Annotated in this window: 23 protein-coding genes, 2 pseudogenes and 1 other annotated feature; of the genes and pseudogenes, 15 read left to right on the forward strand and 10 right to left on the reverse strand. The window is 38.6% G+C overall.

The window, feature by feature from the left end:
* From cysC to BMMGA3_RS02565, 7 genes are all read left to right on the forward strand, one after another.
* A complete protein-coding gene (gene cysC, locus BMMGA3_RS02535) occupies positions 1-600 on the forward strand; it encodes an adenylyl-sulfate kinase (RefSeq protein ID WP_003348084.1) in 600 nt (199 codons plus the stop codon).
* 18 nt (positions 601-618) lie between these two features.
* Positions 619-2,238 (forward strand): nitrite/sulfite reductase, encoded by a 1,620-nt coding sequence (locus BMMGA3_RS02540; protein WP_003348082.1) that lies wholly within the window; start codon positions 619-621, stop codon positions 2,236-2,238.
* A 22-nt stretch (positions 2,239-2,260) separates the two neighbouring features.
* Complete coding sequence (locus BMMGA3_RS02545) at positions 2,261-2,476, forward strand: DUF3906 family protein (protein ID WP_003348080.1); 216 nt, start codon at positions 2,261-2,263, stop codon at positions 2,474-2,476.
* Positions 2,477-2,498: 22 nt separating this feature from the next.
* A complete protein-coding gene (cobA, locus tag BMMGA3_RS02550) occupies positions 2,499-3,278 on the forward strand; it encodes a uroporphyrinogen-III C-methyltransferase (RefSeq protein WP_003348078.1) in 780 nt (259 codons plus the stop codon).
* Positions 3,278-4,039, forward strand: coding sequence for a sirohydrochlorin chelatase (locus tag BMMGA3_RS02555; protein ID WP_038502003.1), 762 nt, complete (start codon positions 3,278-3,280; stop codon positions 4,037-4,039). Before cobA ends, BMMGA3_RS02555 begins: the two co-directional genes overlap by 1 nt.
* A complete protein-coding gene (locus BMMGA3_RS02560; protein ID WP_003348074.1) occupies positions 4,020-4,634 on the forward strand; it encodes an NAD(P)-binding protein in 615 nt (204 codons plus the stop codon). Before BMMGA3_RS02555 ends, BMMGA3_RS02560 begins: the two co-directional genes overlap by 20 nt.
* Before the next feature lie 120 nt (positions 4,635-4,754).
* Positions 4,755-5,663 carry a sulfite exporter TauE/SafE family protein gene (locus BMMGA3_RS02565; RefSeq protein WP_003348072.1) on the forward strand — a complete coding sequence of 303 codons (909 nt, stop codon included), beginning with the start codon at positions 4,755-4,757 and terminating at the stop codon, positions 5,661-5,663.
* A gap of 76 nt (positions 5,664-5,739) precedes the next feature.
* Here BMMGA3_RS02565 and BMMGA3_RS02570 read toward each other — a convergent pair whose 3' ends face one another.
* Positions 5,740-6,300: a 3D domain-containing protein gene (locus BMMGA3_RS02570; RefSeq protein WP_003348070.1), complete on the reverse strand. Its 561-nt coding sequence runs from the start codon at positions 6,298-6,300 to the stop codon at positions 5,740-5,742.
* A gap of 432 nt (positions 6,301-6,732) precedes the next feature.
* On the opposite strand from BMMGA3_RS02570, the gene BMMGA3_RS02575 reads away from it, so the two are divergent.
* Both BMMGA3_RS02575 and BMMGA3_RS02580 read left to right on the forward strand, forming a co-directional pair.
* Positions 6,733-8,130 (forward strand): acetaldehyde dehydrogenase (acetylating), encoded by a 1,398-nt coding sequence (locus BMMGA3_RS02575; RefSeq protein WP_003348068.1) that lies wholly within the window; start codon positions 6,733-6,735, stop codon positions 8,128-8,130.
* A 460-nt stretch (positions 8,131-8,590) separates the two neighbouring features.
* Positions 8,591-9,988 carry an acetaldehyde dehydrogenase (acetylating) gene (locus BMMGA3_RS02580; RefSeq protein ID WP_003348067.1) on the forward strand — a complete coding sequence of 466 codons (1,398 nt, stop codon included), beginning with the start codon at positions 8,591-8,593 and terminating at the stop codon, positions 9,986-9,988.
* A gap of 213 nt (positions 9,989-10,201) precedes the next feature.
* Here the strand turns inward: BMMGA3_RS02580 and BMMGA3_RS02585 are convergent, their stop codons facing one another.
* Together BMMGA3_RS02585 and BMMGA3_RS18170 are read right to left on the reverse strand one after the other, a co-directional pair.
* Positions 10,202-10,477: a DUF2249 domain-containing protein gene (locus BMMGA3_RS02585; protein ID WP_003348065.1), complete on the reverse strand. Its 276-nt coding sequence runs from the start codon at positions 10,475-10,477 to the stop codon at positions 10,202-10,204.
* A gap of 72 nt (positions 10,478-10,549) precedes the next feature.
* A complete protein-coding gene (locus BMMGA3_RS18170) occupies positions 10,550-10,675 on the reverse strand; it encodes a hypothetical protein (RefSeq protein ID WP_003348063.1) in 126 nt (41 codons plus the stop codon).
* A 556-nt stretch (positions 10,676-11,231) separates the two neighbouring features.
* Here BMMGA3_RS18170 and BMMGA3_RS02590 point away from each other — a divergent pair.
* From BMMGA3_RS02590 to BMMGA3_RS02600, 3 genes are all read left to right on the forward strand, one after another.
* The gene (locus BMMGA3_RS02590; RefSeq protein WP_003348061.1) at positions 11,232-12,287 is read left to right on the forward strand and encodes an energy-coupling factor ABC transporter permease; all 1,056 of its coding nucleotides are present in this window, start codon (positions 11,232-11,234) and stop codon (positions 12,285-12,287) included.
* A 63-nt stretch (positions 12,288-12,350) separates the two neighbouring features.
* Positions 12,351-13,160: a cobalt ECF transporter T component CbiQ gene (gene cbiQ, locus BMMGA3_RS02595; RefSeq protein WP_003348060.1), complete on the forward strand. Its 810-nt coding sequence runs from the start codon at positions 12,351-12,353 to the stop codon at positions 13,158-13,160.
* Positions 13,161-13,919: an energy-coupling factor ABC transporter ATP-binding protein gene (locus tag BMMGA3_RS02600; protein ID WP_003348059.1), complete on the forward strand. Its 759-nt coding sequence runs from the start codon at positions 13,161-13,163 to the stop codon at positions 13,917-13,919. It abuts the gene before it with no gap.
* Between the two features lie 240 nt (positions 13,920-14,159).
* Here BMMGA3_RS02600 and BMMGA3_RS18175 read toward each other — a convergent pair whose 3' ends face one another.
* Positions 14,160-14,285 (reverse strand): hypothetical protein, encoded by a 126-nt coding sequence (locus tag BMMGA3_RS18175; RefSeq protein WP_003348058.1) that lies wholly within the window; start codon positions 14,283-14,285, stop codon positions 14,160-14,162.
* Between the two features lie 141 nt (positions 14,286-14,426).
* Between BMMGA3_RS18175 and BMMGA3_RS02605 the strand changes: the two genes are divergently transcribed.
* Both BMMGA3_RS02605 and BMMGA3_RS02610 read left to right on the forward strand, forming a co-directional pair.
* Positions 14,427-14,660, forward strand: coding sequence for a DUF2249 domain-containing protein (locus tag BMMGA3_RS02605; RefSeq protein WP_003348057.1), 234 nt, complete (start codon positions 14,427-14,429; stop codon positions 14,658-14,660).
* A gap of 313 nt (positions 14,661-14,973) precedes the next feature.
* Positions 14,974-16,098 carry a TIGR04053 family radical SAM/SPASM domain-containing protein gene (locus BMMGA3_RS02610; RefSeq protein WP_003348056.1) on the forward strand — a complete coding sequence of 375 codons (1,125 nt, stop codon included), beginning with the start codon at positions 14,974-14,976 and terminating at the stop codon, positions 16,096-16,098.
* Positions 16,099-16,260: 162 nt separating this feature from the next.
* On the opposite strand, the pseudogene BMMGA3_RS16965 reads toward BMMGA3_RS02610, so the two are convergent.
* A pseudogene (locus BMMGA3_RS16965) lies at positions 16,261-16,706 on the reverse strand (DUF542 domain-containing protein); the annotation flags it as partial.
* A gap of 312 nt (positions 16,707-17,018) precedes the next feature.
* Between BMMGA3_RS16965 and BMMGA3_RS02625 the strand changes: the two are divergent.
* Complete coding sequence (locus BMMGA3_RS02625; RefSeq protein ID WP_003348052.1) at positions 17,019-17,735, forward strand: YwiC-like family protein; 717 nt, start codon at positions 17,019-17,021, stop codon at positions 17,733-17,735.
* 90 nt (positions 17,736-17,825) lie between these two features.
* Here the strand turns inward: BMMGA3_RS02625 and BMMGA3_RS02630 are convergent, their stop codons facing one another.
* The 5 genes and pseudogenes from BMMGA3_RS02630 to BMMGA3_RS16970 all read right to left on the reverse strand — a co-directional run bounded on the left by BMMGA3_RS02630 (position 17,826) and on the right by BMMGA3_RS16970 (position 22,861).
* The gene (locus BMMGA3_RS02630; RefSeq protein ID WP_003348051.1) at positions 17,826-18,614 is read right to left on the reverse strand and encodes a LamB/YcsF family protein; all 789 of its coding nucleotides are present in this window, start codon (positions 18,612-18,614) and stop codon (positions 17,826-17,828) included.
* Positions 18,615-18,626: 12 nt separating this feature from the next.
* Complete coding sequence (locus BMMGA3_RS02635; protein ID WP_003348049.1) at positions 18,627-19,628, reverse strand: 5-oxoprolinase subunit C family protein; 1,002 nt, start codon at positions 19,626-19,628, stop codon at positions 18,627-18,629.
* On the reverse strand, positions 19,625-20,338 hold the full coding sequence (gene pxpB, locus BMMGA3_RS02640; protein WP_003348048.1) for a 5-oxoprolinase subunit PxpB: 714 nt from the start codon (positions 20,336-20,338) through the stop codon (positions 19,625-19,627). The genes BMMGA3_RS02635 and pxpB overlap by 4 nt, the downstream gene beginning before the upstream one ends.
* 301 nt (positions 20,339-20,639) lie before the next feature.
* Positions 20,640-21,974, reverse strand: a complete 1,335-nt coding sequence (gene brnQ, locus BMMGA3_RS02645) for a branched-chain amino acid transport system II carrier protein (RefSeq protein ID WP_003348046.1) — start codon at positions 21,972-21,974, stop codon at positions 20,640-20,642.
* A 44-nt stretch (positions 21,975-22,018) separates the two neighbouring features.
* Positions 22,019-22,267 (reverse strand) — a binding site (T-box leader).
* A gap of 214 nt (positions 22,268-22,481) precedes the next feature.
* Positions 22,482-22,861: pseudogene (locus BMMGA3_RS16970) on the reverse strand (hypothetical protein).
* Positions 22,862-23,207: the final 346 nt, after the last annotated feature.

The raw sequence follows: 23,207 nt of genomic DNA on the forward strand, positions 1-23,207 counted from the left end.
TTGGCTGCAAGCTCAAATGTTACATGGCATGAATTATCTATTACAAAAGAGTTTCGAAGGGTGCAAAATGCCCATCATAGTTTTGTTATTTGGTTTACGGGACTGTCAGGCTCTGGAAAATCGACAGTGGCGAACGAATTGGCAAAGGAGCTTTATAAAAACGGAATCAGCAACTATGTGCTTGATGGCGATAATATCCGCCATGGTTTAAACAAAGATCTTGGTTTTTCGGAGGAAGACAGAAAAGAAAATATCCGCAGGATCGGGGAAGTGGCAAAATTATTTGTAGACAGCGGCCAAGTTGTTTTAACGGCGTTTATTTCACCATTTAAAGAGGATCGTAATCTCGTCCGAAATCTTCTAGAAGAAGATGAATTTATCGAGGTTTACGTTAAATGCCCAATAGAAGTATGTGAAAACCGCGATCCCAAAGGTCTTTATCAGAAAGCGCGAAATGGATTGATAAAGAACTTTACCGGCATTGACTCTCCGTATGAGGAACCTGAAAATCCAGAGATTGTACTTGAAACTGATCGTTTTTCAATTGAAGAATGTGTCGAGCAGCTAATCAGCTACTTAACGAAAAGAAATTTTATTTAAGTATAAGGGGGTAAAAACATGGCATACGAAAAAATTTGGAGAGATAATCCAAACCTTAATAAAACAGAGATTAAAAAGCTTCAAAAAGACGGCCTAAAGATCTTTGATGATATTCCGTACTATGCGAAGAACGGTTTCAGCTCGATACCGAAGGAAGAATGGGATATGTTCAAGTGGGCGGGTCTGTATTTACAGAGGCCGAAAGAAGACGGCTATTTTATGATGCGTGTTACCATTCCATCGGGCATTTTAACGAATGAGCAGGCAGTTACACTGGCGAATATCGCTAAAGATTACGGCCGGGGAGTCTATGATATTACAACAAGACAGGCAGTACAATTTCACTGGCTGACGATTGAACAAATTCCCGATATTTTTGATCGCCTAAAAAAAGTGGGCTTGTCTACGGCAGGTGCTTGCGGGGATATAACAAGAAACATTGTCGGAAATCCTCTAGCAGGCATTGATCCAAATGAACTGTTCGATACTAGAGATATAGTAAGGGAAGTTTACGAGTACTTCCAATTTAATGAGGATTTTTCAAATCTTCCGCGTAAATACAAAATTTCTATCAGCGCAAATGTGTATAATTCTTCCAATGCGGAAATTCATGACTTATCATTTGTTCCTGCTTATAAAGAAATAAATGGCGAAAGAGTAGCGGGCTTTCACGTGAAAGTCGGCGGCGGCTTGTCTTCCGTACCGAAGCTGGCAGAGACGCTGGATGTATTTATAACTCCGGATCAAACATTAAAAGTAGCTATAGCGGTCACTACTATATTCCGTGATTACGGCTATCGTGAAAAGCGCCACCGTGCGCGTATGAAATTTCTTGTCGCAGATTGGGGTCCTGAAAAATTCAAGGAAAAGTTATTGGAATATACTGGCCCACTTCCTGAAAAAGGTGAAGATGCGGTGAAAGGATGGTCCGCCGGATACTATTATGGGGTTCACAAACAAAAACAGGATGGATTGAATTTTGTGGGAGTCAATATTCCTGTCGGACGTTTAACTCCTGATGATGTACTCGAATTTGCTCGTTTATCAAAAATTTATGGGAATGGGGAACTTAGAAACTGTAATTCTCAAAATCTGATTATTTCGAACATACCTGATGAAAATGTTGACGCGTTGCTAAAGGAAGATTTATTTAAAAAATTCCCTATTTCCCCGAATAAAGTGGTCGGCTATTCCGTTTCATGCACCGGAATCGAGTATTGCAACTTGGCGCTGGTGGAAACAAAAGAAAGAATGAAAAGAATTGCCGAGAATTTAGATAAGGAAGTGGATCTTGACGTCCCTGTACGCATTCACATGGTCGGCTGTCCGAACTCTTGCGGCCAGCGGCAAATCGCAGATATCGGGTTGCAAGGAATTAAGATGAAAAACAAAGACAAGGTCATGGTTGAGGCGTTTGAAATTTTTATTGGCGGTACGCTGAATAATGGCGGAAAATACAATGAAAGGCTAAAGGGCAAAGTTGAAGCGCATCAGCTTGAGTATATTTTGAAAGAGCTTCTGTTGTATTTTAATGAAACGAAGCTGCCAGGTGAGACATTCTATGATTATGTTGAAAGGGTTGGAACGTCTTCGTTACAGGAAAAATTGGATTTGCTATTAAGCAGTGTAGCAGTTTAATACATTGAAAGGTGATCGGCTTATGAATTTGTACCGGTTTGAAGTCACGCTTAAGGGTAATGAGGTCATTCACGTTGTCATCGCAGCCGAAAACGATGAAGATGCATTTCGCCTTGTCGATGTAGAGATTGAAAAGCATTTTTTGAAACTACCTGAAATCCAGGATATTTCATTATACGAAAAGAAGAAAATTCGAAAAGGGAATGGGTTTGTGTTATCGCGTCTAGAAACAGCTTAAGCAAGCGGGAAGGATGTAGAAAATGGGGAAAGTTTACTTGGTTGGTGCAGGACCTGGTGATCCTGAGCTTATTACATTAAAAGGATTGAGATGTATCCAAGAAGCAGATGTTATATTATACGATCGATTAATTAATAATGAATTGCTAAACTATGCCAAACCGAATGCGGAATTGATATACTGCGGCAAGCTGCCAGGTTTTCATTTACTGCAGCAAGAGACAATCAACCATTTTCTTGTGAAGTACGCAAAAAAAGGAAATGTTGTAACGAGATTGAAAGGCGGGGACCCATTCGTTTTTGGAAGGGGCGGAGAGGAAGCAGAAGCTCTTGTTAAACATGGGATACAGTTTGAAATCGTACCGGGTATTACAGCGGGAATAGCGGCGCCGGCATATGCCGGCATTCCCGTAACACACCGGGAGTACGGTTCATCATTTGCCTTCATTACAGGCCACCGAAAAAACGGTGAAGAAGACAGCCACAAGTGGGATGCACTTGCAAGAGGGATCGATACTCTTGCCATCTATATGGGAGTAAAAAATCTTCCTTACATCCAGCAAAAGCTTCTTGAACATGGGAAAAACCCAAATACACCGGTAGCATTCATTCATTGGGGAACGTTCCGCGCACAAAAAACGGTCGTAAGCACTCTTGAATTTGCTGCAGAAACCGCCGCAAAGGAAAAAATAGAAAATCCTACTCTAATCATTATTGGAGAGGTTGTCAAGATGCGTGAGAAAATCAGCTGGTTCGAGCAGATGAATATCGATGAAAGACTGCTTGTAAGCGAGGGAATATAATGGAAGCTATTCTCTATATCTGTCATGGAAGCAGGGTGAAAAAAGCGTGTGAGCAGGCCATTGAATTTATAAAAAAATGCATGGCCCAAAACCCTGTTTCTATTCAAGAGTATTGCTTTCTTGAATTGGCGGCTCCCACGATCGAAGAAGCATATGAAAAGTGCGTCCAAAGAGGCGCTACTAAGATTGTTGTTCTTCCTGTTTTGCTCTTGACTGCTGTCCATGCAAAAGAAGATATACCAAACGAACTTGAACGAATCCGAAAACGATTCCCGAACGTGGAAATGGTATATGGGAGACCAATTGGCGTCCACCACCATATGATTGATATCTTGATTGAACGTCTCCTTGAAACAAGGGAAGAGCTTAGTGAAGATTCCATGGTTCTCTTAATCGGTAGAGGGAGCAGCGACCCGGACGTAAAGCGTGACTTAACCGAAATCGCACAGCTGCTAAAAAGGAAAGCAGGATTAAAAAGGGTTGACACATGTTATTTAACAGCAGCAAAACCTGGTTTGGAAGAGGCTCTTTTTACTGCAAAGCAGAGCAGCTATAGGAAAATATTTATCATCCCATATCTGCTTTTTACAGGAATTTTGATGAATACCATTAAAAAAACCATTAAGGCAGGCTTCGCTGATGGAGAAAAGGAATATGTATTATGCAATTATCTTGGATACCACCCGTTGATTGGAAACATATTGCGGGAACGTTATAACGAACTTTTGGGAGGCAGCGACCGTGTATCCCATTATGCTTGATATGACCAATAAGCTATGTGTTATCATTGGCGGTGGGAAAATTGCTTATCGAAAAGTGGTTCCATTACTCAAAGCAGGAGCAAACATCCATATCGTAAGTCCGGAAATATGTGACGAGATAAATAAGCTCTGGACTGAACAGAAGGTAAAAGTGTTTTTAAAAGAAGTAGAAAAGGCTGACTATGAACATGCTTTTATGATCATTGCGGCTACAAATTCGAAAGAAATAAATGAACAAATTTATAAAAATACAACGGAAAATCAGCTGGTTAATATCGTTAGCGATCAAGAAATGGGGAATTTCCACATACCTGCTTCCGCAGTAAGAGGACGATTGGTGATAAGTGTTTCAACTGGCGGGGCAAGTCCGGCTCTTGCGAAAAAAATAAGAAATGATTTACTTGATCAATTTGATGAATCCTATGAAGGTTATCTTGATTTCTTGTGGGAAGTCCGCAAGAAAATCAAGAACAGCCGTTTATCAGAGACGGAGAAATCAAATCTGTTACTCAAATTGGCAGAGGAAAAATTTAAAGATTCCGAGAAAGAAAGAAACAGATTTATGACTTGGATGCAAGAATTTTTAGTTGATTAAAAAAATTGTTAAGTATTATCAAGTTTATCGGTTTTATAAAAGACCTTTTTAAAAACAGAAAGGATCATCATCCTCTTTTGACTATAAATTATACTAAAAAGATCGGAATAGGAGGTTTTTATGAAAAAATTACTTGTTTTAGCTTTCGTTGGATTTGTTGCACAGTTAATTGATGGATCATTAGGAATGGCTTATGGAGTTACTTCCTCATCACTTCTTCTGGTCTTTGGAATCGCTCCGGCTGTGGCATCGGCTTCTGTTCACTTATCCGAAGTTGTAACGACAGCAGCATCGGGGATTTCACATATTAAGTTCGGAAATGTGGATCGAAAAATGGTGTTTCGCCTAACTATTCCAGGTTCTATCGGGGCCTTTGTCGGAGCCTGTTTTTTAAGCAATTTGCCTGGAGAAATTGTAAAACCATATGTTTCAACATTTCTTTTAATTCTTGGTGTCTATATCATTTTCCGGTTTTTGTTTTTGTTTAAACCGGCTGAAGAAAAGGAGTCTCCGCCGTTGCCGTATAAACAGTCCATCCTTTTAGGACTGATTGCCGGGTTTGCTGATGCTACTGGAGGTGGTGGCTGGGGACCGATTGCAACGCCCATTCTTTTATCTAAAAAAGGAATGACAGCTCGTAAAGTTGTTGGAACAGTAGATACAACAGAGTTTGCTGTTGCTATATCAGCCTCTTTAGGTTTTATCCTTTCTCTTGGATGGAACACAGTGAATTGGATATGGGTATGTGCTTTGATGCTTGGAGGAGTTGTTGCTGCACCCATTGCAGCTTGGCTTGTTAAGATCATGCCAGCACAGATGATGGGAGTTTTGGTGGGAGGATTTATCATTTTGGTGAATGCCCGAACTTTACTATCAGCCTGGCTGCCGAATTCTTCTGAATATTATTCTCTTATTTACAGTATTATTTTATTATTATGGGGAACAGCTATAATTTTCTCTGCCAAAAAACTAATCAATGTAAACAAAAATAACCTAGTAAAAGGTTCGAACATCCAAAGTGATAATTGAGCAATCTGAGTCCACATCCGGGCTCAGGTTTTTTATTTTTATATGAAAAAAAGCTGGCATTTTGCCAGCTTTTTGATTATTTGTACACTATTACTTTTACAGTTTTGACACCCCATTGGATAGCTTTTGAATGTGAAGGCATGAATACATCAATTCTATTGCCTCTGATTCTTCCTCCTTTATCAGCTGCAATCGCATAGCCGTAACCTTCCACATAAACCTTTGAACCTAGTGGAATTATTTTTGGATCAACGGCAACTACTTTTATCGAAGAATTTTTCTTTAAATTTAAGCCTGTAGCCGTTATTCCGTTGCAGCCTTTGCAAGTTGCTGTATAAGCAGACGCTTTAACAGTGATTGTTTTATACACTGCTGTTTTAGCTGATGCGACTTTTGCGGTAGTTCTAGCGGCAGCATTCGCTGTTCCTGAAATTTTTAAAATCTGCTTTGGCTTGATTACATCGCTCTTAAGATGATTCCAGCTTTTTAACTGGCTGACAGTCACTTTATATTTTTTAGCTATGTCCCAAAGAGTGTCACCGTTTTTTACTTGATATGTACCTGCTGCCGAAGCTACTCCTGAAAATCCAAAAACTAGAAAGATTGATGAAGTAATATATAATAGTAGTTTCTTCAACTTACTAAAACCCCTTTGTTAAATCTATGTTTTTTTTCGTAAACATAGAATAACAAGAAAATATAACAGTAATGTTTCAATGAATTACTAATTATGTTACAAAATGAAGACATCGGTTTATCATTGTAATTAGAGGAAGTAGCTTACATACAAAACTTGATTTATTTTGAATTGAGAATTTTTGAAGATAAACTATTTGACATCTAAATTAATAAAACATATAATCACAAATGTAGCTAGCAAATGTTAGCGCTTTAATAATATTAAATCGCTTTCAAGGCTAGCAAACTATAATGAGTGTGGTATCTAAACTGATTCATCCTTTGTTAAATTAAAAGTCTTCCGACCGTCGTCATGGCGAAATCGTTCTATTAGTCACTGAAGCCCGTGTAAACAAAAATTTAACTAATATCAACAGAGAGGTGCTTAAACGTGTTACGAGATAAAGATTTGCAATCTATCCAGGAAGTAAGAAACTATCTTGAAGAAGCAAAATCAGCGCAAGAAATCGTTGCAAAAATGACACAAGAAGAGATTGACAAAATCGTTGAAAGCATGTCGAATGCGGGAAGAGAAGCAGCAGAACGATTGGCTGCCATGGCAGTAGAAGAAACAGGTTTTGGTAACGTTCCTGATAAAATTACAAAAAATTTGTTTGCTTCAGTTGATGTTTACAACTCTATCAAAGATGTGAAAACAGTCGGAATTATTAATCGGGATGAAGAAAATAAAATTTGGGAAGTGGCTCAACCTGTAGGGATCGTTGCAGGAATCGTGCCATCTACAAACCCAACTTCAACAATTATTTTTAAATCATTAATTGCAGTTAAAGCTGGAAATGCAATTGTATTCAGCCCGCATCCAGGTGCTGCAAAAAGTTCACTAGAAGCTGCAAAACTCATGCAAGAAGCAGCTGAGCGCGCAGGAGCTCCTAAAGGTTTAATTTCTTGCATCACTCAACCAACATTAGCTGCAACAAATGAGCTTATGAAACATAAATTAACAGGCGTAATTCTTGCAACTGGCGGTCCTGGTATGGTGAAAGCGGCATACAGCTCTGGAAAACCAGCATACGGCGTAGGACCTGGCAACGTACCTGTCTACATTCATGAAAGTGCAGACATTGCAAAAGCTATTGAACTAATCATTGAAAGTAAGACTTTTGACTACGGAACAATTTGCGCTTCCGAACAAGCTCTTTTAGTTGATGAATCTATTAAAGAAAAAGTTGTTGCCGAATTAAAACAACAAGGTGCTTACTTCTTAAATGAAGATGAGAAACGTAAAGTTGAATCCGTCATCATGGTAAACGGTGCATTAAACGCTAAAATCGTTGGTAAAACTCCACAAGTGATTGCGGAAATGGCTGGAATTGAGGTTCCGTCTGACGTAAGAGTTCTTGTTGCGGAAGAAACAGGAGTGGGTAAAGAATATCCATTCTCAATCGAAAAATTATCTCCAACTCTAGCATTCTATACAGTGAAAGGTATGGAAGAAGCAAGCGCTCTTGCTCAAGAAATGCTTGAAAAAGGCGGTCTAGGCCACACAGTTGGAATTCACGCCCAAGACGAAAAAGTAATTGAAGCGTACACAATCAATAAACCTGCTGGACGTATTATTGTAAATGCTGGTACAACATTTGGTGGAATTGGTGCAACTGTGAATGTAAAACCATCCTTGACTCTTGGATGCGGTGCTATGGGTAACAACGTTACATCTGACAATGTTACAGTAACACATTTATTCAACATTAAACGTGTTGCATTTGGCGTCCGCGAAATGCCAAAAAAAGATGAAAGCGCTCAAAAAGAACCAGCTCTAACAAAATAAGAAAGCAAAAAACAATAATTGTACCACAAACCCGGTGTTAAATCGGGTTTGTGGTTTTTTATTTATGTCGGTCTAACCCCTCAATACACATAGTGCGAGAGTCCCTCAACGAATTAATGTTTTAAAGTGGTGCAGGCTTAACTACCTCATGACCTGTAAATGCCGCGATATTTTCTCTCCATCAGATTTATTCATTATATTTTCTCCTTATCATAAAGATTTATGAACGCAAATCGGACATTTTTGCAATTTTTTGGGAGAATATGCATTTCAGAAAAAGTGGATAACGGCTTTATCGAGTGGTTACGTTAAACATGTGGGAGGGTGATCTTAATTAACAGATCCTTCCCACTCAGTTAGCTGATGAATCGTTTATTAATAATGATAAAGATTTATCAGCAAAAATGACTGAATAGATAAGAATTAAGCATACAGAAAAAAGTGAGAGGTGGCGTTCATTTTGATAAGGGATAAAGATTTGCAATCCATTCAGGAAGTAAGAGACTACCTTGAACAAGCTAAATCAGCCCAAGATATCGTCGGAAAGATGTCACAAAGCGAGATCGACCAAATTGTTGAGAGCATGGCGAATGCGGGAAGAGACGAAGCGGAACGATTGGCGACAATGGCAGTAGAAGAGACGGGTTTTGGTAAAGTGGCTGATAAAGTTGTGAAAAATCTGTTCGCCGCTAATGATGTATACAACGCAATTAAAGATATGAAAACCGTAGGGATCATAAATCGGGACGAACAAAATCGTGTTTGGGAAATCGCTCAACCTGTAGGAATCGTCGCGGGAATCGTCCCATCAACAAATCCCACTTCGACAGCTATTTTTAAATCGTTGATCGCAGTCAAAGGAAGAAATGCAATCATTTTTAGCCCTCACCCGTCGGCTGCAAAATGCACGGCTGAAGCGGTTAAAATCATGCAAGAAGCAGCTGAGCGTGCGGGGGCTCCAAAAGGGCTAATCTCTTGTATTACACAGCCGACATTGCCTGCAACGAATGAGTTAATGAAACATAAATTTACAAAAGTAATTCTTGCCACTGGTGGCAGCGCGATGGTGTTAGCGGCATATAGTTCCGGGAAACCAGCATACGGCGTAGGTCCAGGAAACGTACCATCATATATTCATGAAAGTGCGGATTTAGAAAAAGCCGCTAGACTTATCGTAGAAAGCAAAAATTTTGATTATGGAACGATTTGTGCTTCCGAACAAGCTCTTGTCGTTGATCAATCCATTAAAGAAAAGTTCATTTTCGAGTTAAAGAAGCAAGGTGCTTACTTTTTGGATGAGAATGAAAAACAAAAGGTAGTTTCTGTTATCATGGTAAACGGAAGGCTCAACGCCAATCAGGTAGGAAGATCTCCTCAGAAGATTGGGGAAATAGCCGGTATAGAGGTTCCTTCCGACGCGAAGGTGCTCGTAGCAGAAGAGACGAATGTGGGCAAAGAATATCCAGTTTCCATTGAAAAATTGTCCCCGGTTCTTGCATTTTATACGGTGAAGGATAAGGAAGAAGCAAGTGGTCTTTGCGGACAAATACTCGCATTTGGCGGATTGGGCCATACATTAGGTATTCACTGTAATGACGATAAGGTAGTAGAAGAATTTACCTTAGATAAACCGGTTTCACGTATTGTTGTAAATGGGGGTACGACGTTTGGAGGAATAGGCGCCACTACGGCAATATTCCCATCTTTAACACTGGGATGCGGCGCGATTGGTAATAACATTTCGTCTGATAATATTGGGGCAAAACATATGATCAATATTAAACGTGTGGCGTATGCGATCCGCGAGATGCCAAAACAGGACGAAGTTTCGCAAAAAGAACATGCACTAACGAAATAAAAAAAAGGACCGTAATAATTAATGAGGTTGACCCGTAGGTTTCTGGCTCTTCGTTTGGGTCAGCCTCATTTTTTGACCTATTCAAAATGCTTGGTTTCGGTACGTCGTTGGAGTAAGTAGTTGGAGATTAGTCTCCTTCATATTCGATTCTTAACGGCAGCCTAATTGCCGAAATGCTTCCTCACTCATTCGCTCCGGTGTCCAAGGCGGATTCTACGTGATTTGTACATCGACATCTTTAATCCCCTCAACGTCTGCCAGCGCCCGTTTCACAAACGTCACTTTCCAGTATTTTTTATCGAGCTGTACTGTTTCGTAGGTAAATCCTTTTCCCTTCATAACCGCAAAGAGGGGTACGGGTTTAAACGGAGCATGTAAAATAAATGTATCCCCCGCTTCGAGCGGATGAATAGCATTCATAATTTTTTGGAAAGGCTCGATCTTCTTTTGTAAATCTTCGCGAACATCTAATTCGATAATTTTTCCCATTGTCCTCATCTCCTATTCCTTTTTATGATAGTGAATTTCAATCTTAATTGTTTTGATTTTTATTACAGATTACTAAAAAATCTCATTTTTTAACCGCTTTGGAATGTCAGTTCTTAAGTTAGCATTTGGTGCTGCTAATGCCTGAACCCATGATCCAAGTTCTGTGACATCGATGATCGGAAAAGGTTTTTGTAACATAACGTTCACTTGAACATTTTTGATGAGCCGTGATACGCTCGACTTGTAAACGAAACCATGAATGCTTCTGCAACAATAGGGTTATGTTAATTTTTTTGTAAAGTCCCTCGGTAATATGTCAAGTACCAAAATCAAAGGAACTGGAAATTCTAATCCGCAAAAGTTCTAAAAAAGGCAATACTTAAGAAAACTAGTAAAATTTATGTCCCCAGCGCGCTTGTTGATCAATCACCACCATGAGCTGCCAGGAAGCTGCCGCTTTTAGCAAGGGTTGCCAGAGGGAACAGTCTGCTGGTTAGAAGTTCAAACAAGAGCTGGGGAAACATACTTTCATAGTAGTCAAAGCTACAGGAGGGATGAGGATTTCCACAAATGATACTAAGACCATTATCTAGAGACATCACGAAAAGTCCGCCCCAAAAGACGAAATTTTTCAGATAGTGGGGGCTAGCCCACACTATCTGAACGAATCTTATGAAGTTATCAAAGAACAAAAATCTAACTGGAAATTATCTTGAAAGCGGATTCTAAAAATACTATACGAGGGGTGAATATTATGCACATGGCTGATGCCTTGATCTCACCAGCTGTTGGTGGAACTATGCTGGTAGTCACTGCTGGAGTTGCAGCTTATTCAATCAAAAAACTCCAGAATGAAATGGATGAAAAGAAAATTCCTTTAATGGGAGTTATGGGGGCATTTGTTTTTGCAGCACAAATGATTAATTTTTCAATACCAGGTACTGGTTCAAGCGGACACCTCGGAGGAGGAATGCTGCTTGCAATATTATTGGGCCCTTATGCGGGATTTTTGACGATGGCTTCGATTTTGTTGATACAGGCATTGTTCTTTGGTGACGGCGGATTGCTTACTTATGGCTGCAACGTATTTAATCTTGGTTTTTATACCTGCTTTATAGCATACCCTTTAATATATAAATGGTTTATACGTAAAGGGGTTACTTCCAAAAGGATTTTGGCAGGTTCAATGGCTTCAGCGCTGGTTGCTCTCCAATTGGGTGCTTTTAGCGTTGTCCTTGAGACTCTTTTATCAGGTAAGACCGAATTGCCCTTTGGGAAATTCGTACTTCTGATGCAGCCGATACATCTTGCGATTGGGATAGTTGAAGGGCTGGTAACCGCAGCAATTGTTACTTTCGTATTGAGAGCCAGACCTGAAATTTTGGAAAAAGCAGCGAATGGGGAAGCCCTTGGCAATATATCTATGAAGAAAGTATTGACAGGTCTTTCAATCGCAGTAGTTATGGTTGGCGGTTTGCTTTCTTGGTTTGCTTCCGCAAATCCTGACGGCCTGGAATGGTCTATCGAAAAAATAGCAGGTACGACAGAACTGAAAGCTCCTGATGGCATTCATAAAATACTCTCAGAAATTCAAAGCAAAACAGCAATATTACCTGATTATAACTTTAAGACAAATGAAAGTGAAAATAAAGAAAAAACAGCTGCACAAGCTGAAAATACGTGGCCTGCTGTTAGTGCCGGAACAAGTGTTTCGGGTATAGTAGGTGGAGCATTGACCCTTGCACTGGCCGTATTTACAGGGTGGATAATCATTGTGGTTAAAAGGAAAAAGAGAAAAATTACCACTTAATTGATTAATTATTTTTATGACGGTGTAAAAACTACCTTTAGTTTTTAAGAGGAATTGATTTAAATGGCGAACATGATAAATTCATTATCTAATATGAGGCTTCTGGATGACCTGGCGCGGAAAGAGACCTTTATACACAGAATTCATCCATTAATTAAGCTCTTAACCACAGTCGTTTATTTGACTGTGGTTGTGTCATTTGAAAAGTATGAAATAAGCGGTCTTTTGCCTTTTATTTTTTTTCCTATACTAATTTTTGCCTTTGCAGAGATACCAGTTGCGCCAATTCTAAAAATGATATTGCTTATTGAGCCTTTAATCATCGGAATTGGAATATTAAATCCATTGTTTGATCATTATAAAGTGGTGGTTGGTGGAATTGCTGTTTCAAGAGGATGGGTTACTTTTTTATGCATTATTATAAAATGCAGTTTAACAGTGACAGCCAGCATTTTACTTATTGCAACCACAGGTATGGATCGATTGGCCGCAGCCTTGCGGATGCTCAAAATCCCTAAGATTTTTGTCTTACAGCTTTTATTAACATACCGATATATATCGGTACTGATCGAAGAGGTTTCCAGGATGATGCGGGCGTATTCCCTTAGGGCACCGGGACAAAAGGGAATAAAGTGGAGTGTTTGGGGTTCTTTTGCCGGACAAATATTGCTAAGGACTTTTGAGAGAGCAGAGCGGGTATATCAGGCAATGAGTTTAAGAGGCTTTACAGGAGAGTATCATACCGGAGATATTTCAAAATTAAGCTTTAAAGATCTTGCCTATTTTGCAGCATGGAGTCTGTTTTTTGTTATTGCAAAAATTTACAATATACCTGTATTGATAGGGTCATTGTTTACAGGAGTGATTCGATAGATGAGTCATCATAAAATTGAAGTAAGAAATTTGCATTTTTCGTATCCGGATGGACATGAAGCAATTAAAAATATGTCTTTTTCCATTTATCATGGTGAATCTGTGGGAATCATTGGTGCGAATGGTGCTGGGAAGTCTACGCTGCTGATGCTGTTGATGGGGGTTCTTTTTCCGGATGGTGGAGAAGTACTGGTAGGAGATGTTAGTGCAACAAAAAAGACATTACCGATGATACGCCAGAGATTGGGCATGGTTTTTCAGGACCCTGACGATCAATTGTTCATGACTACTGTTTATGATGACGTTGCCTTTGGACCACGAAATTATAAGCTGGAGGAGGAAGATGTGGATAGACGGGTGACGCAGGCATTGGAGATGGTTGGAATACCTCATTTGAAAGACCGGGCACCCTATAAACTATCAGGTGGAGAAAAGCGGTCTGCCGCAATTGCATCCGTTTTATCAATGCAACCTGATGTATTGATAATGGATGAGCCAACTTCAGGTCTGGACCCAAAATCAAGACGAAGAGTAATTGATTTGTTAAAAAGCTTTGAACATACAAAGATAATTACCAGCCACGATTTGGACATGGTGTTTGAAACCTGTAAAAGAATTATTGTGATAAAGAAAGGTGAAATAGCTGCAGATGGAACTACAGAGGAGATTTTATCCAATGTGGAATTGCTAGATAGCTGTGGTTTGGAATTACCTCTTTCACTTCAGAATTGTCCTATCTGTGGAGCTTCAAAAGGATGATTCGGATATGGAAAGAAGTCTATTGAACTTCACCAGTTTTTAAAAAAGAGGTTGGCTCAAAAGGTCGATTCAGCGACCTTTTGAGCCAACCTCTTTTTTTGTTCCATAAATAGAGTATTTTTTCAAGAAAAGCGGTCTTCGCGAACATCTAACTCAATAATTTTTCCCATGTCCTCATCTTCTTTTCCTTTTTATATAGTGAATTTCAATCTCAATTGTTGTGATTTTTATCATAGATTACTAAAAAATCTCATTTTTTAACCGCTCTTTATCAATTAAGATAAATCCTTCATCGTCCAGTTCGATAAGACCAAAATGGGCTGACCAAAAGAAAGATTTGTTTGTCGCATTTCGAACAAAATCCAACGAACTCTTCCAATTTTCATCTTCCTTTCGAGTGTGTTGAGAATTTTCACGATGCGTTGTGATGTATATCACTATAACATTTAAGCAAGGATTGTATGATGTAAATATAGTAAATATTTTAATTTAAAGGAGGTTTTTTTTGTGAGCCAATTCGCAGCAAGAATTAATGCGCCAGATTATGAACCTCGTGATCGACATCCAGCAATTTTCCGCTTATTTGATAGTTTAAAACCGGGAGAAATAATGGAACTAACAAATGACCATGACCCACGTCCACTTCATTATCAATTTATGATGGAACGTGAAAATCAATTTACATGGGAGTATTTAGAAGAAGGTCCAGAAATCTGGAGAGTGGCTATTGGGAAAAAATGATAAGGATGGAGAGATTCCTGCTTAATAGGTGGGAATCTTTTTTGTTTTGTTTACTGCTGCAATGAAACAAAAATGATGAATTCGAAGATCAACAGAAGTAACATATTGATCGGTAATTGAAAGACGATGACAGGATATATGTTGGTTGTTACTGGGGACGATTGTCGAGTTGTTTGTTTTTGGAAGATAAAATTGTTTTTCGAAATATAAATAAGGACAGATATGACAATTTAATGAAATGATAGATATTGTGATGTGAGTCACAATAACTTTTCTCCTTATATTTTACAATGAAAACGAGGAGGGAGAATTCTTGAGAGACTTTCATGAAAATCCGTTTATTGTTATATGGGAACTAACGCGGGCGTGCCAGTTGAAATGTCTTCATTGTCGTGCAGAAGCTCAATATCATCGCGATCCGCGCGAATTAACATTTGAAGAGGGAAAAAAACTAATTGACCAAATTTACGAAATGGATCAGCCGCTTCTAGTGTTTACTGGTGGGGATCCATTGATGCGTCCTGATGTGTATGATATAGCAAAATATGCGATTGATAAAGGATTGCGTGTTTCGATGACTCCAAGTGCGACACCGAATGTGACGAAAGAAGCGATTAAGAAAGCAAAAGAAGTCGGTTTAGCGCGATGGGCGTTTAGTTTAGACGGACCGAATGCAGAAATTCACGATCATTTTCGCGGCACAAGCGGTTCATTCGACTTAACCATAAAGGCGATTAAATATTTGCATGAACTAGAAATCCCTGTGCAAATTAATACGGTTATATCCCGGTACAATGTCCACGTATTGGATGAAATGGTTGCTCTTGTTGAAAAATTGAAATGCGTGCTTTGGAGTGTGTTTTTCCTTGTACCAACGGGACGAGGCAAAGAAACGGATATGATTTCACCTGTAGAACATGAAAAAGTATTTAGATGGTTATATGAAACAAGCAAACGAGTACCATTTGATATAAAAACAACGGCAGGGCAGCATTATCGCCGCGTTGTGCTGCAGGAAAAAATGCGTGAGAAGAAAACGACGGACGAAAAGATCCGTTATGAAGATGTGCTTATGAAAGGGTTGACCGGACAAGTGGACGGTCTTGGACGGGCGCCAAAAGGAGTAAATGATGGAAATGGTTTCCTTTTTATCTCACATATTGGCGATGTGTATCCAAGTGGATTGCTGCCTGTAAAAGCAGGTAATGTGCGCGAAACACCTCTGGCGGATATTTACCGTCATTCACCTATTTTCCAAGACTTGAGAAACCCGGACAAGTATAAAGGAAAATGCGGTGTCTGTGAGTTCCGATTCGTATGTGGCGGCTCACGTTCACGAGCATATTCAGTAACGGGAGATTATTTAGAAAGCGAACCGTTTTGTGTGTACATTCCAAAGGCATTAAGAAAGGAAAGAAAGACACTTCCTACGACATAAGAAAACTTTGATGTGCTTTTAGGCTGGCTCGTTTATAAGAGCCAGTTTTTTTCTGATTTTTTCAGAGTGAAGTCATTGGGATTGAAATGCCTTATATCGGTGGGTAATGCGATGAACGATCCTATAAAAATGCAGACTGACTCAAGAGGAATGAGTCAGTCCTTGTAAAATAAGCGGGAAAGACTCTGTTTCTTCTTTAATAATATGCTGCTCTAATTCTGTTTTTAATTGATTATATAATGTATGGACTTTTGACAAATGCGGGTGTTGGGCACCGTGTCCCCTTAATACTTTTGTCACATAAGGGCTAAGCTGTGGCAACTCTTCCGCCAAATAGCGATGATGTTTTTGGACGATATGGTCAATTATCTCCGTATAAGTGGCTTGAGTCCAATTTTTCACTGTTTTATCAGAAGATTGCTTATACAGTAATTTAATTGTTCCAGTATTTCTTCTGCTGCTAAGTTTCTTTCCTTTAGTGCTTCTCCTAAAGGTCGGTTTCCTCCGCAGCAAAAATCAATTTTATATGTTTTAAGTAAATCGCTGGCTTTTGGGAAAACAGTCACAATTTCGCCAATGATGGATTGCTCTGTAAACATTTCTTTCATTGAGAACCCTCCTCTAACTTACTATTAACAATTTAAGCATAACTTCATTTACTTTATAATGTTGTGACTGACATCACATAATTGAACATATATGAGAATTTTGTGTCTGTTTCTGTTATCATCTTAAAAGTGTGATAAAAATCATAACTTTTCTATTTTTATTTTAGATAAAATGAAAGTGTAGCATACGACTTTACGAGAATCTCTATAATGCTTTTTTAGATAAAAATTATATATGTGATTTATCTCACAATCTCTTTATCTTGACTCTCGTATAATAAAATTAGAAGTTAATTTGGTGAGGTGTCAATCATGAAACCGCTTTTACCGAAACAACACGGTGCCTGGGCGATGCTGATCATCCCGTTTTTATTAGGGGCATATTATGGGGGATTTTCTTGGCTTCATTTTCCGCTGTTTCTTGGGTGGTTATTGTTATATTTAGCAACTTATCCGTTTTTTATGGCCATTAAAAATAAAAAAAGAAGACAATATTATATGAAATGGTTTTTAGCCTACTCTCTTCCAGCTGTGGTTTTGTTGCTCATTCCGCTTGTAAATAATTTTAATCTTTTATATTTTGGCTTTTCCATGTTTCCGTTTTTTCTTATTAATATATATTATGCAAAAAAGAAAAATGAACGGGCTTTGTTTAACGATCTAGCGGCCGTTGCTGAATTTTGTATAGGAGGGCTCGCTAGTTTTTATGTAGGAGAGAGGGAGCTAAATCTAAGAGCGGCAGAAATCTTTAGTTTTTGTTTTCTGTTCTTTACAGGAAGTTCTTTTTATGTAAAAACAATGATCCGCGAAAAAAAGAATTCGGTGTATAAATGGGCATCTTGGGGGTTTCATTTACTGTTAATCATTGGATTATTCCTAATGGGATATCCATTATTAGTAATTGCGTATATTCCAAGTTTGATAAGAGCAATATATTTTTATGGAAAATCTATATCCGTGATGAAGCTCGGTGTATTAGAAATTGCAAATTCCGTATTTTTTCTTTTTGCGATGTTATTTTTTCTTTAGTATTCTAAAATCTTAAGGGCGTTCACTGAACTTCAGCGAACGCCTAAATTTTTTTCTTTATCTTTTATGCAAATAACTAGTAATATATTCTTATATCGAGCTATTACTTTCATTACAAAAATCACCAATTTTAGCGACTTTAATATCCGCTTTCTTTAATGCAGAAGAGATGTATTTTGCAAAGTCTATCGCATTCTCTCCATCTCCATGGATACAAATTGTATCTGCTTGAATTGAAACATCTGTTCCTTCGAGTGATTGTACTTTCCCTTCTTTCACCATGCGGATTACTTGGATAATAGCCAATTCATGATCATTTATGAGAGCATTCAATTCACGTCTCGGAGTTAAAGAACCATCTTTTTGGTAAGTGCGATCGGAAAATACTTCATTGGCAGTACGAAGCCCGATTTTTTTCCCAGCTTTGACAAGTTCTCCTCCTGCCAACCCAAAGAGGATCAATTCAGGATCAACCTTGTAAACGGCCTCGGCAATCGCTTCAGATAGGGGAGTACTTTTAGTGGCCATATTATATAGTGCTCCATGGGGCTTTACATGTTGAAGCTTTCCGCCTTCAGATTTTACAAATGCACATAAAGCGCCAATTTGATAGACAACTAGATCGTAAGCTTCCTGCGGAGAAATATCTATATTTCTTCTCCCAAATCCTGCTAAATCCTGAAGTCCGGGGTGAGCCCCAATCGCTACATTTTTTTCGAGTGCTAACCGGACGGTTTTCCGCATTGTTGTCGGGTCTCCTGCGTGAAACCCGCATGCTATATTTGCGGAGGTTACATAATCGAGAATCTCTTCATCTTTCCCAATTTTGTAAGCACCAAAGCTCTCTCCTATATCACAGTTTAAGTCGACAATATGCATGATTCATTCCCCCTATCGAAATTTAAGAATTATTCCTTGTTTAAATTGCTGTATTTTTCTCTCTCTTTCTAATAAAAGGTGTTGGGCTTCATCGTGAGAAATTTCTGTGAAATTTATTGAATCTCCGGGTTTCGCCTGTGCCATCAATGGCAAATCAACTGATGCGATTTGAGCGATTTTTGGGTAACCGCCTGTCGTTTGCCGATCTGCTAATAGAACAATTGGATCTCCATCAGATGGAACTTGGATTGTTCCAAAGTTAACTGCTTCCGATATCATCTCTTCAGCATTTTCTAATTTTAGTTTGGGTCCTTTTAAACGATAGCCCATACGATCGGATTGAGTGGTAACCTCAAATGGTTTATGAAAAAAATTAAATTGGCTTTCTTTCGTAAATAAGTGAAATTGTTTTCCCCTCATTACACGTATCGCGGGATTGTTTCGATGGATTGGAATTAAATCAGTGGCTACGGACCATTCCATTTCCACAAATTGCTGATTCCCTAAGCCTTTAACCAGATGTTTAATGATTCGAGTTGAAAGGTTGCTAGGGGAGCCGAATTTCAGCTGATCGCCTGCTTTTAAAGCACGGCCGTTAAATCCGCCAATTTCTGCCCTTAAGTAAGTGGATGAACTATTCATGATCGTTGGAACATTAAAGCCTCCAGCAACAGCAAGATAGGCCCGGCAGCCAATTTTGCATGGCCCAAACTGCAGCAAGCTTCCTTTCTTTACAAAAACTGAACGCCATAATCGTACAGGTTTTCCATTGACCGAAGGGGATAAATCACCACCGCAAATGGATATAAGTGCATTTTCCTTGAATTCAATCATAGGCCCTAGCAATGTCAACTCCAAGGTTGGTTCATTTTCTTCATTTCCTACTAATAAATTCGAGATTCGATGGGCGAGTGGATCCATCACACCGCTTACGATAACTCCATATTTTTGAAAACCAAATCTTCCTAAATCTTGAACACTTGTAAGGAGGCCCGGCTTGATGACTGTAATCATCCTTTGTCTTCCTCCATTTCTTTGTAATCATTATAGCTAATCGGTACAAATTTTATTTTATCTCCCGCCATTAAGAGGCTTGGCGGCTCTTCATCAGGACGAAACAGCTTTAGTGGAGTCCGGCCGATAAGCTGCCATCCTCCAGGTGTTTCGATTGGATATACACCTGTTTGCTTTCCTGCAATTCCAACTGATCCTGAAGGTATTTTTAACCTGGGAGTTTCTCTTCTCGGTGTAGCAATTTTTTCAGACATGCCGCCAATGTACGGAAAACCGGGAGCAAAACCGATCATATACACTAAATAATCACCGCTTGAATGAATATGAATGACTTCTTCAGTAGTTAATCCGTTAAAGGCTGCAACATACTCTAAATCCGGTCCGAATTCACCGCCATAGCATACCGGAATCTCAACAAGCCGAGGAGTGATTGTTTTATCGTCCTTTAATTCTGCTAATAATTGTTGCAATTGACTACATACAAAGTCATAAGGAAGATTATCACAATTATGTTGATATGATATTTTAACAGGATCATAAAAAATAGTTACAGTTGTAAATGAAGGTATGTATTCGATCATCCACTCGGGAGGAGTTTTATCCAAAAAAGAGGTAATCATTTTCACTTTTTGTTGTGTTTCTAAGTTTATATCTTCCCCCAGTTCGATAATGACTGCATTATCACCTAACGGATGTAATCGGTATTCCACTGTTTTTGTTGCACCTCCTGTCTAATTATTTGTAAATACCGTTAATAAAAGAGGTAAATTCTAGAATTAAAATTATTCTTCAAAAGAATTTACGTTCATTTGTGGTGTGTAGAATGAAAAAGAAGTTTATTTGCAATAATTTTCTGAATTTTATATAGTTAATTTTAATATAAATAATTGCAGTGGAGCTTTCCAATCGGGAAGCTTTTTCCAGTGAAATAAATCAAATTCTTTCTAGAGTGGGCCAGTCCCGCAGCGCATTAACGATTTAATGTGATCGGGACAGACCCATTATAATTATTTATGAAGGTTTCACATCAATTTGTTCTACCATGGCCGGTTTCTTGCTGAATTTACTTAAAACCATACCTATAAAAGTACCTACGAGCGCTGGCACGATCCATTCTAACCCAACGGAGGAAAGCGGAAGAATATCTTTCATTTTTTGAATCGGGCCCAAATCCAAACCAAATGCATTTAAGCCGCTAATCACGGCAAATATTCCAGTAAATAACATGGCGCTTCTGTGTACTTTTTTCGAATCCCTAAAGAATTTGTTAAAAAAGGTAAGTATGATTAACACAATTGTTAATGGATATGCCGTGACAAGGAACGGAATTGATACTTTAAGTATTTGGTTTAATCCCAGGTTTGATAACATGAATCCTACAAAAGTAACCACTAATACAACTGATTTATAGCTTGCTTTTGGAATGAGATTTGAAAAATATTGGCCGCAAGCTGTAGTTAATCCCACCACTGTTGTGAAACAAGCTAACGTAAAAATTAAACCAAGTAAAGCTGTGCCACTTTGTCCCAATAAAAGCGTTGAAGCAGAAGACAAGATGTCCGCGCCGTTTTCAAAAGATTCGTTTGAAGCCATTTTTCCTCCAATCATTCCCAGATTGACATACACCAGTGCAAGCAAAGCCCCTGCAATCATACCGGCTTTCAAAGTATACTCTGTTAACTTCTTACTATCTTGCACTCCTCTTTGTTGAATGGAGTTGAGGATGACAATTCCAAAGGCCAATGCAGCCAAGGCATCCATTGTGTTATATCCTTCGATGAAGCCTTTAGAAAAAGCTCCCGTTTGATATGCCCCTGATGGTGATTGAAGGGGTGCATCCATCTTTACAAATCCGACTGCACACAAGATGATCATTGATAAAAGCAAGATTGGAGTGATCCAACGGCCCATGTATTTTTCCATTTTAGCTGGGTTTAAGCTTATTACATAGACAAGGAAAAAGAAAACAACTGTATATAAAAATAAGAACAATGTTGAGTTCAACGATTCGCCAAGGAAAGGTTTAATACTCATCTCATACGCAACATTTGCATTTCTCGGGATGGCCAGAAATGGTCCAATGCTTAGATAAACGATAACCATAAAGACTTTGCTGAATACAGGATGTACACGATTCCCGATGGTTTGAAAACCGCCTTTTACTAGTGAAACGGCTAATAGCACTGCAAATGGCAGGCCAACACCGGTAATGATAAATCCTAACATAGCCGGCCAATAGGAAGTGCCGGACTGTGCTCCTAAGAAAGGGGGGAAGATCAAATTTCCTGCTCCAAAAAACATTGAAAATAACATCAAACCAATAACTAAGATGTCAAATTTTTTCAAACTTATCTCTCCTCATTGTTTAAAATAAAAAACTCGTCCCAAAAAATAGGGACGAGTTTGTGCTCGCGTTACCACCCTAATTCCGCAGCCTATGAAATTAAGCTTACGGCTCTCAGTCAACGTACAATCATACGTGGTCCATTGTAACGGCGGACAACCCGTCAAAGCTTACTAGATTTCAGCTTTGCATCTCAGAGATGATCTTCGGACAAGGCCTGGACATCGGCTTTCACCAACTACCGACTCTCTGTAGAACAGGGATCTTATCTTACTCTTCTCGTCATTGATTTTTATTATTTAAATATAATTTAACAAAGGAAAATTAAAATGTCAATATATTAAGATAGTTCATATAATTCTATTTGAAAGGATATATCCTAATAAAGAAACATATAGAAAAATAATAATAGAATTATGCCGTTTTAGCCGACTACAGAACATTGATGAATCATAATAAGGGGTAGCCTTGTGAAAGGTTATCTTGATTCTGTTATGAAAGGGCCCACTTTAAAACTCGTCTTCAACTTGAGTAAATGGTATATTTAGTCTGTTTTCCACTGTACGAAGCCGTTGGTTTAATCTTCTTAGTCGGCGTGTATGCCGTTCATGGTTTTGGTTCAATCGATTGATTTCCTGGTTAATCCGGTTTATTTCTCTGTTTATACGAATAATTTCTTGATTTTGTCGATTGATTTCTCTGTTTTGTCTGTCCAGCTCTCTTGCTTGCTGCTCATTTTGTCTTTCGAGCGCATTTACTCTTCTTTCAAGTGCCTGGACTTGAGGGGTTGTCTGTAAGGGTCTTGTTGTTCTTGAGGGAGATACAAATTGTAATGATTCTGCGGGAAATAGTCTGTTTGTTGAGGGAGATAATACCCATATGGATTCATTCGGGCAGCTCTCCTTATTAAAAGTCGATATAGTTCATTTATAAAATATGTAGTTATATGCGGAGTGACAGGGCAGAAACCTAGAGACAGCCATGTATAAATAATAAAAAGTGCCAAAAATGTTCGTCAGATGCAAGAAAGGAACATTAAAAACATAGGAATGGAACGAACTATGATAACGCTTTAAAAACGTTAATAAAATGTTCACAGGGGATTATTAAAAATTGCGGTACAATAATAGACATAGAATTATTTGTGAATTTTTTCACAATTGTTTTTGCATTAGGTATAATAATGTAACTTGTAAAATGCAATCGCATGACATGGAAATCAAGATGAAAGTATT

It is taken from the genome of Bacillus methanolicus MGA3, assembly GCF_000724485.1.
Taxonomy (GTDB): Bacteria; Bacillota; Bacilli; order Bacillales; family Cytobacillaceae; genus Bacillus_Z; species Bacillus_Z methanolicus_A.

What these genes read in the sequence shown, in the direction of transcription:
- BMMGA3_RS02540 (WP_003348082.1), top strand. Translation starts at nt 619, where the DNA reads ATGGCATACGAAAAAATTTGGAGAGATAATCCAAACCTTAATAAAACA.
- BMMGA3_RS02545 (WP_003348080.1), top strand. Translation starts at nt 2,261, where the DNA reads ATGAATTTGTACCGGTTTGAAGTCACGCTTAAGGGTAATGAGGTCATT.
- cobA (WP_003348078.1), top strand. Translation starts at nt 2,499, where the DNA reads ATGGGGAAAGTTTACTTGGTTGGTGCAGGACCTGGTGATCCTGAGCTT.
- BMMGA3_RS02555 (WP_038502003.1), top strand. Translation starts at nt 3,278, where the DNA reads ATGGAAGCTATTCTCTATATCTGTCATGGAAGCAGGGTGAAAAAAGCG.
- BMMGA3_RS02565 (WP_003348072.1), top strand. Translation starts at nt 4,755, where the DNA reads ATGAAAAAATTACTTGTTTTAGCTTTCGTTGGATTTGTTGCACAGTTA.
- BMMGA3_RS02585 (WP_003348065.1), bottom strand. Translation starts at nt 10,477, where the DNA reads ATGGGAAAAATTATCGAATTAGATGTTCGCGAAGATTTACAAAAGAAG.
- BMMGA3_RS18170 (WP_003348063.1), bottom strand. Translation starts at nt 10,675, where the DNA reads ATGTTACAAAAACCTTTTCCGATCATCGATGTCACAGAACTTGGATCA.
- BMMGA3_RS02590 (WP_003348061.1), top strand. Translation starts at nt 11,232, where the DNA reads ATGCACATGGCTGATGCCTTGATCTCACCAGCTGTTGGTGGAACTATG.
- cbiQ (WP_003348060.1), top strand. Translation starts at nt 12,351, where the DNA reads ATGGCGAACATGATAAATTCATTATCTAATATGAGGCTTCTGGATGAC.
- BMMGA3_RS02600 (WP_003348059.1), top strand. Translation starts at nt 13,161, where the DNA reads ATGAGTCATCATAAAATTGAAGTAAGAAATTTGCATTTTTCGTATCCG.
- BMMGA3_RS02625 (WP_003348052.1), top strand. Translation starts at nt 17,019, where the DNA reads ATGAAACCGCTTTTACCGAAACAACACGGTGCCTGGGCGATGCTGATC.
- BMMGA3_RS02630 (WP_003348051.1), bottom strand. Translation starts at nt 18,614, where the DNA reads ATGCATATTGTCGACTTAAACTGTGATATAGGAGAGAGCTTTGGTGCT.
- BMMGA3_RS02635 (WP_003348049.1), bottom strand. Translation starts at nt 19,628, where the DNA reads ATGATTACAGTCATCAAGCCGGGCCTCCTTACAAGTGTTCAAGATTTA.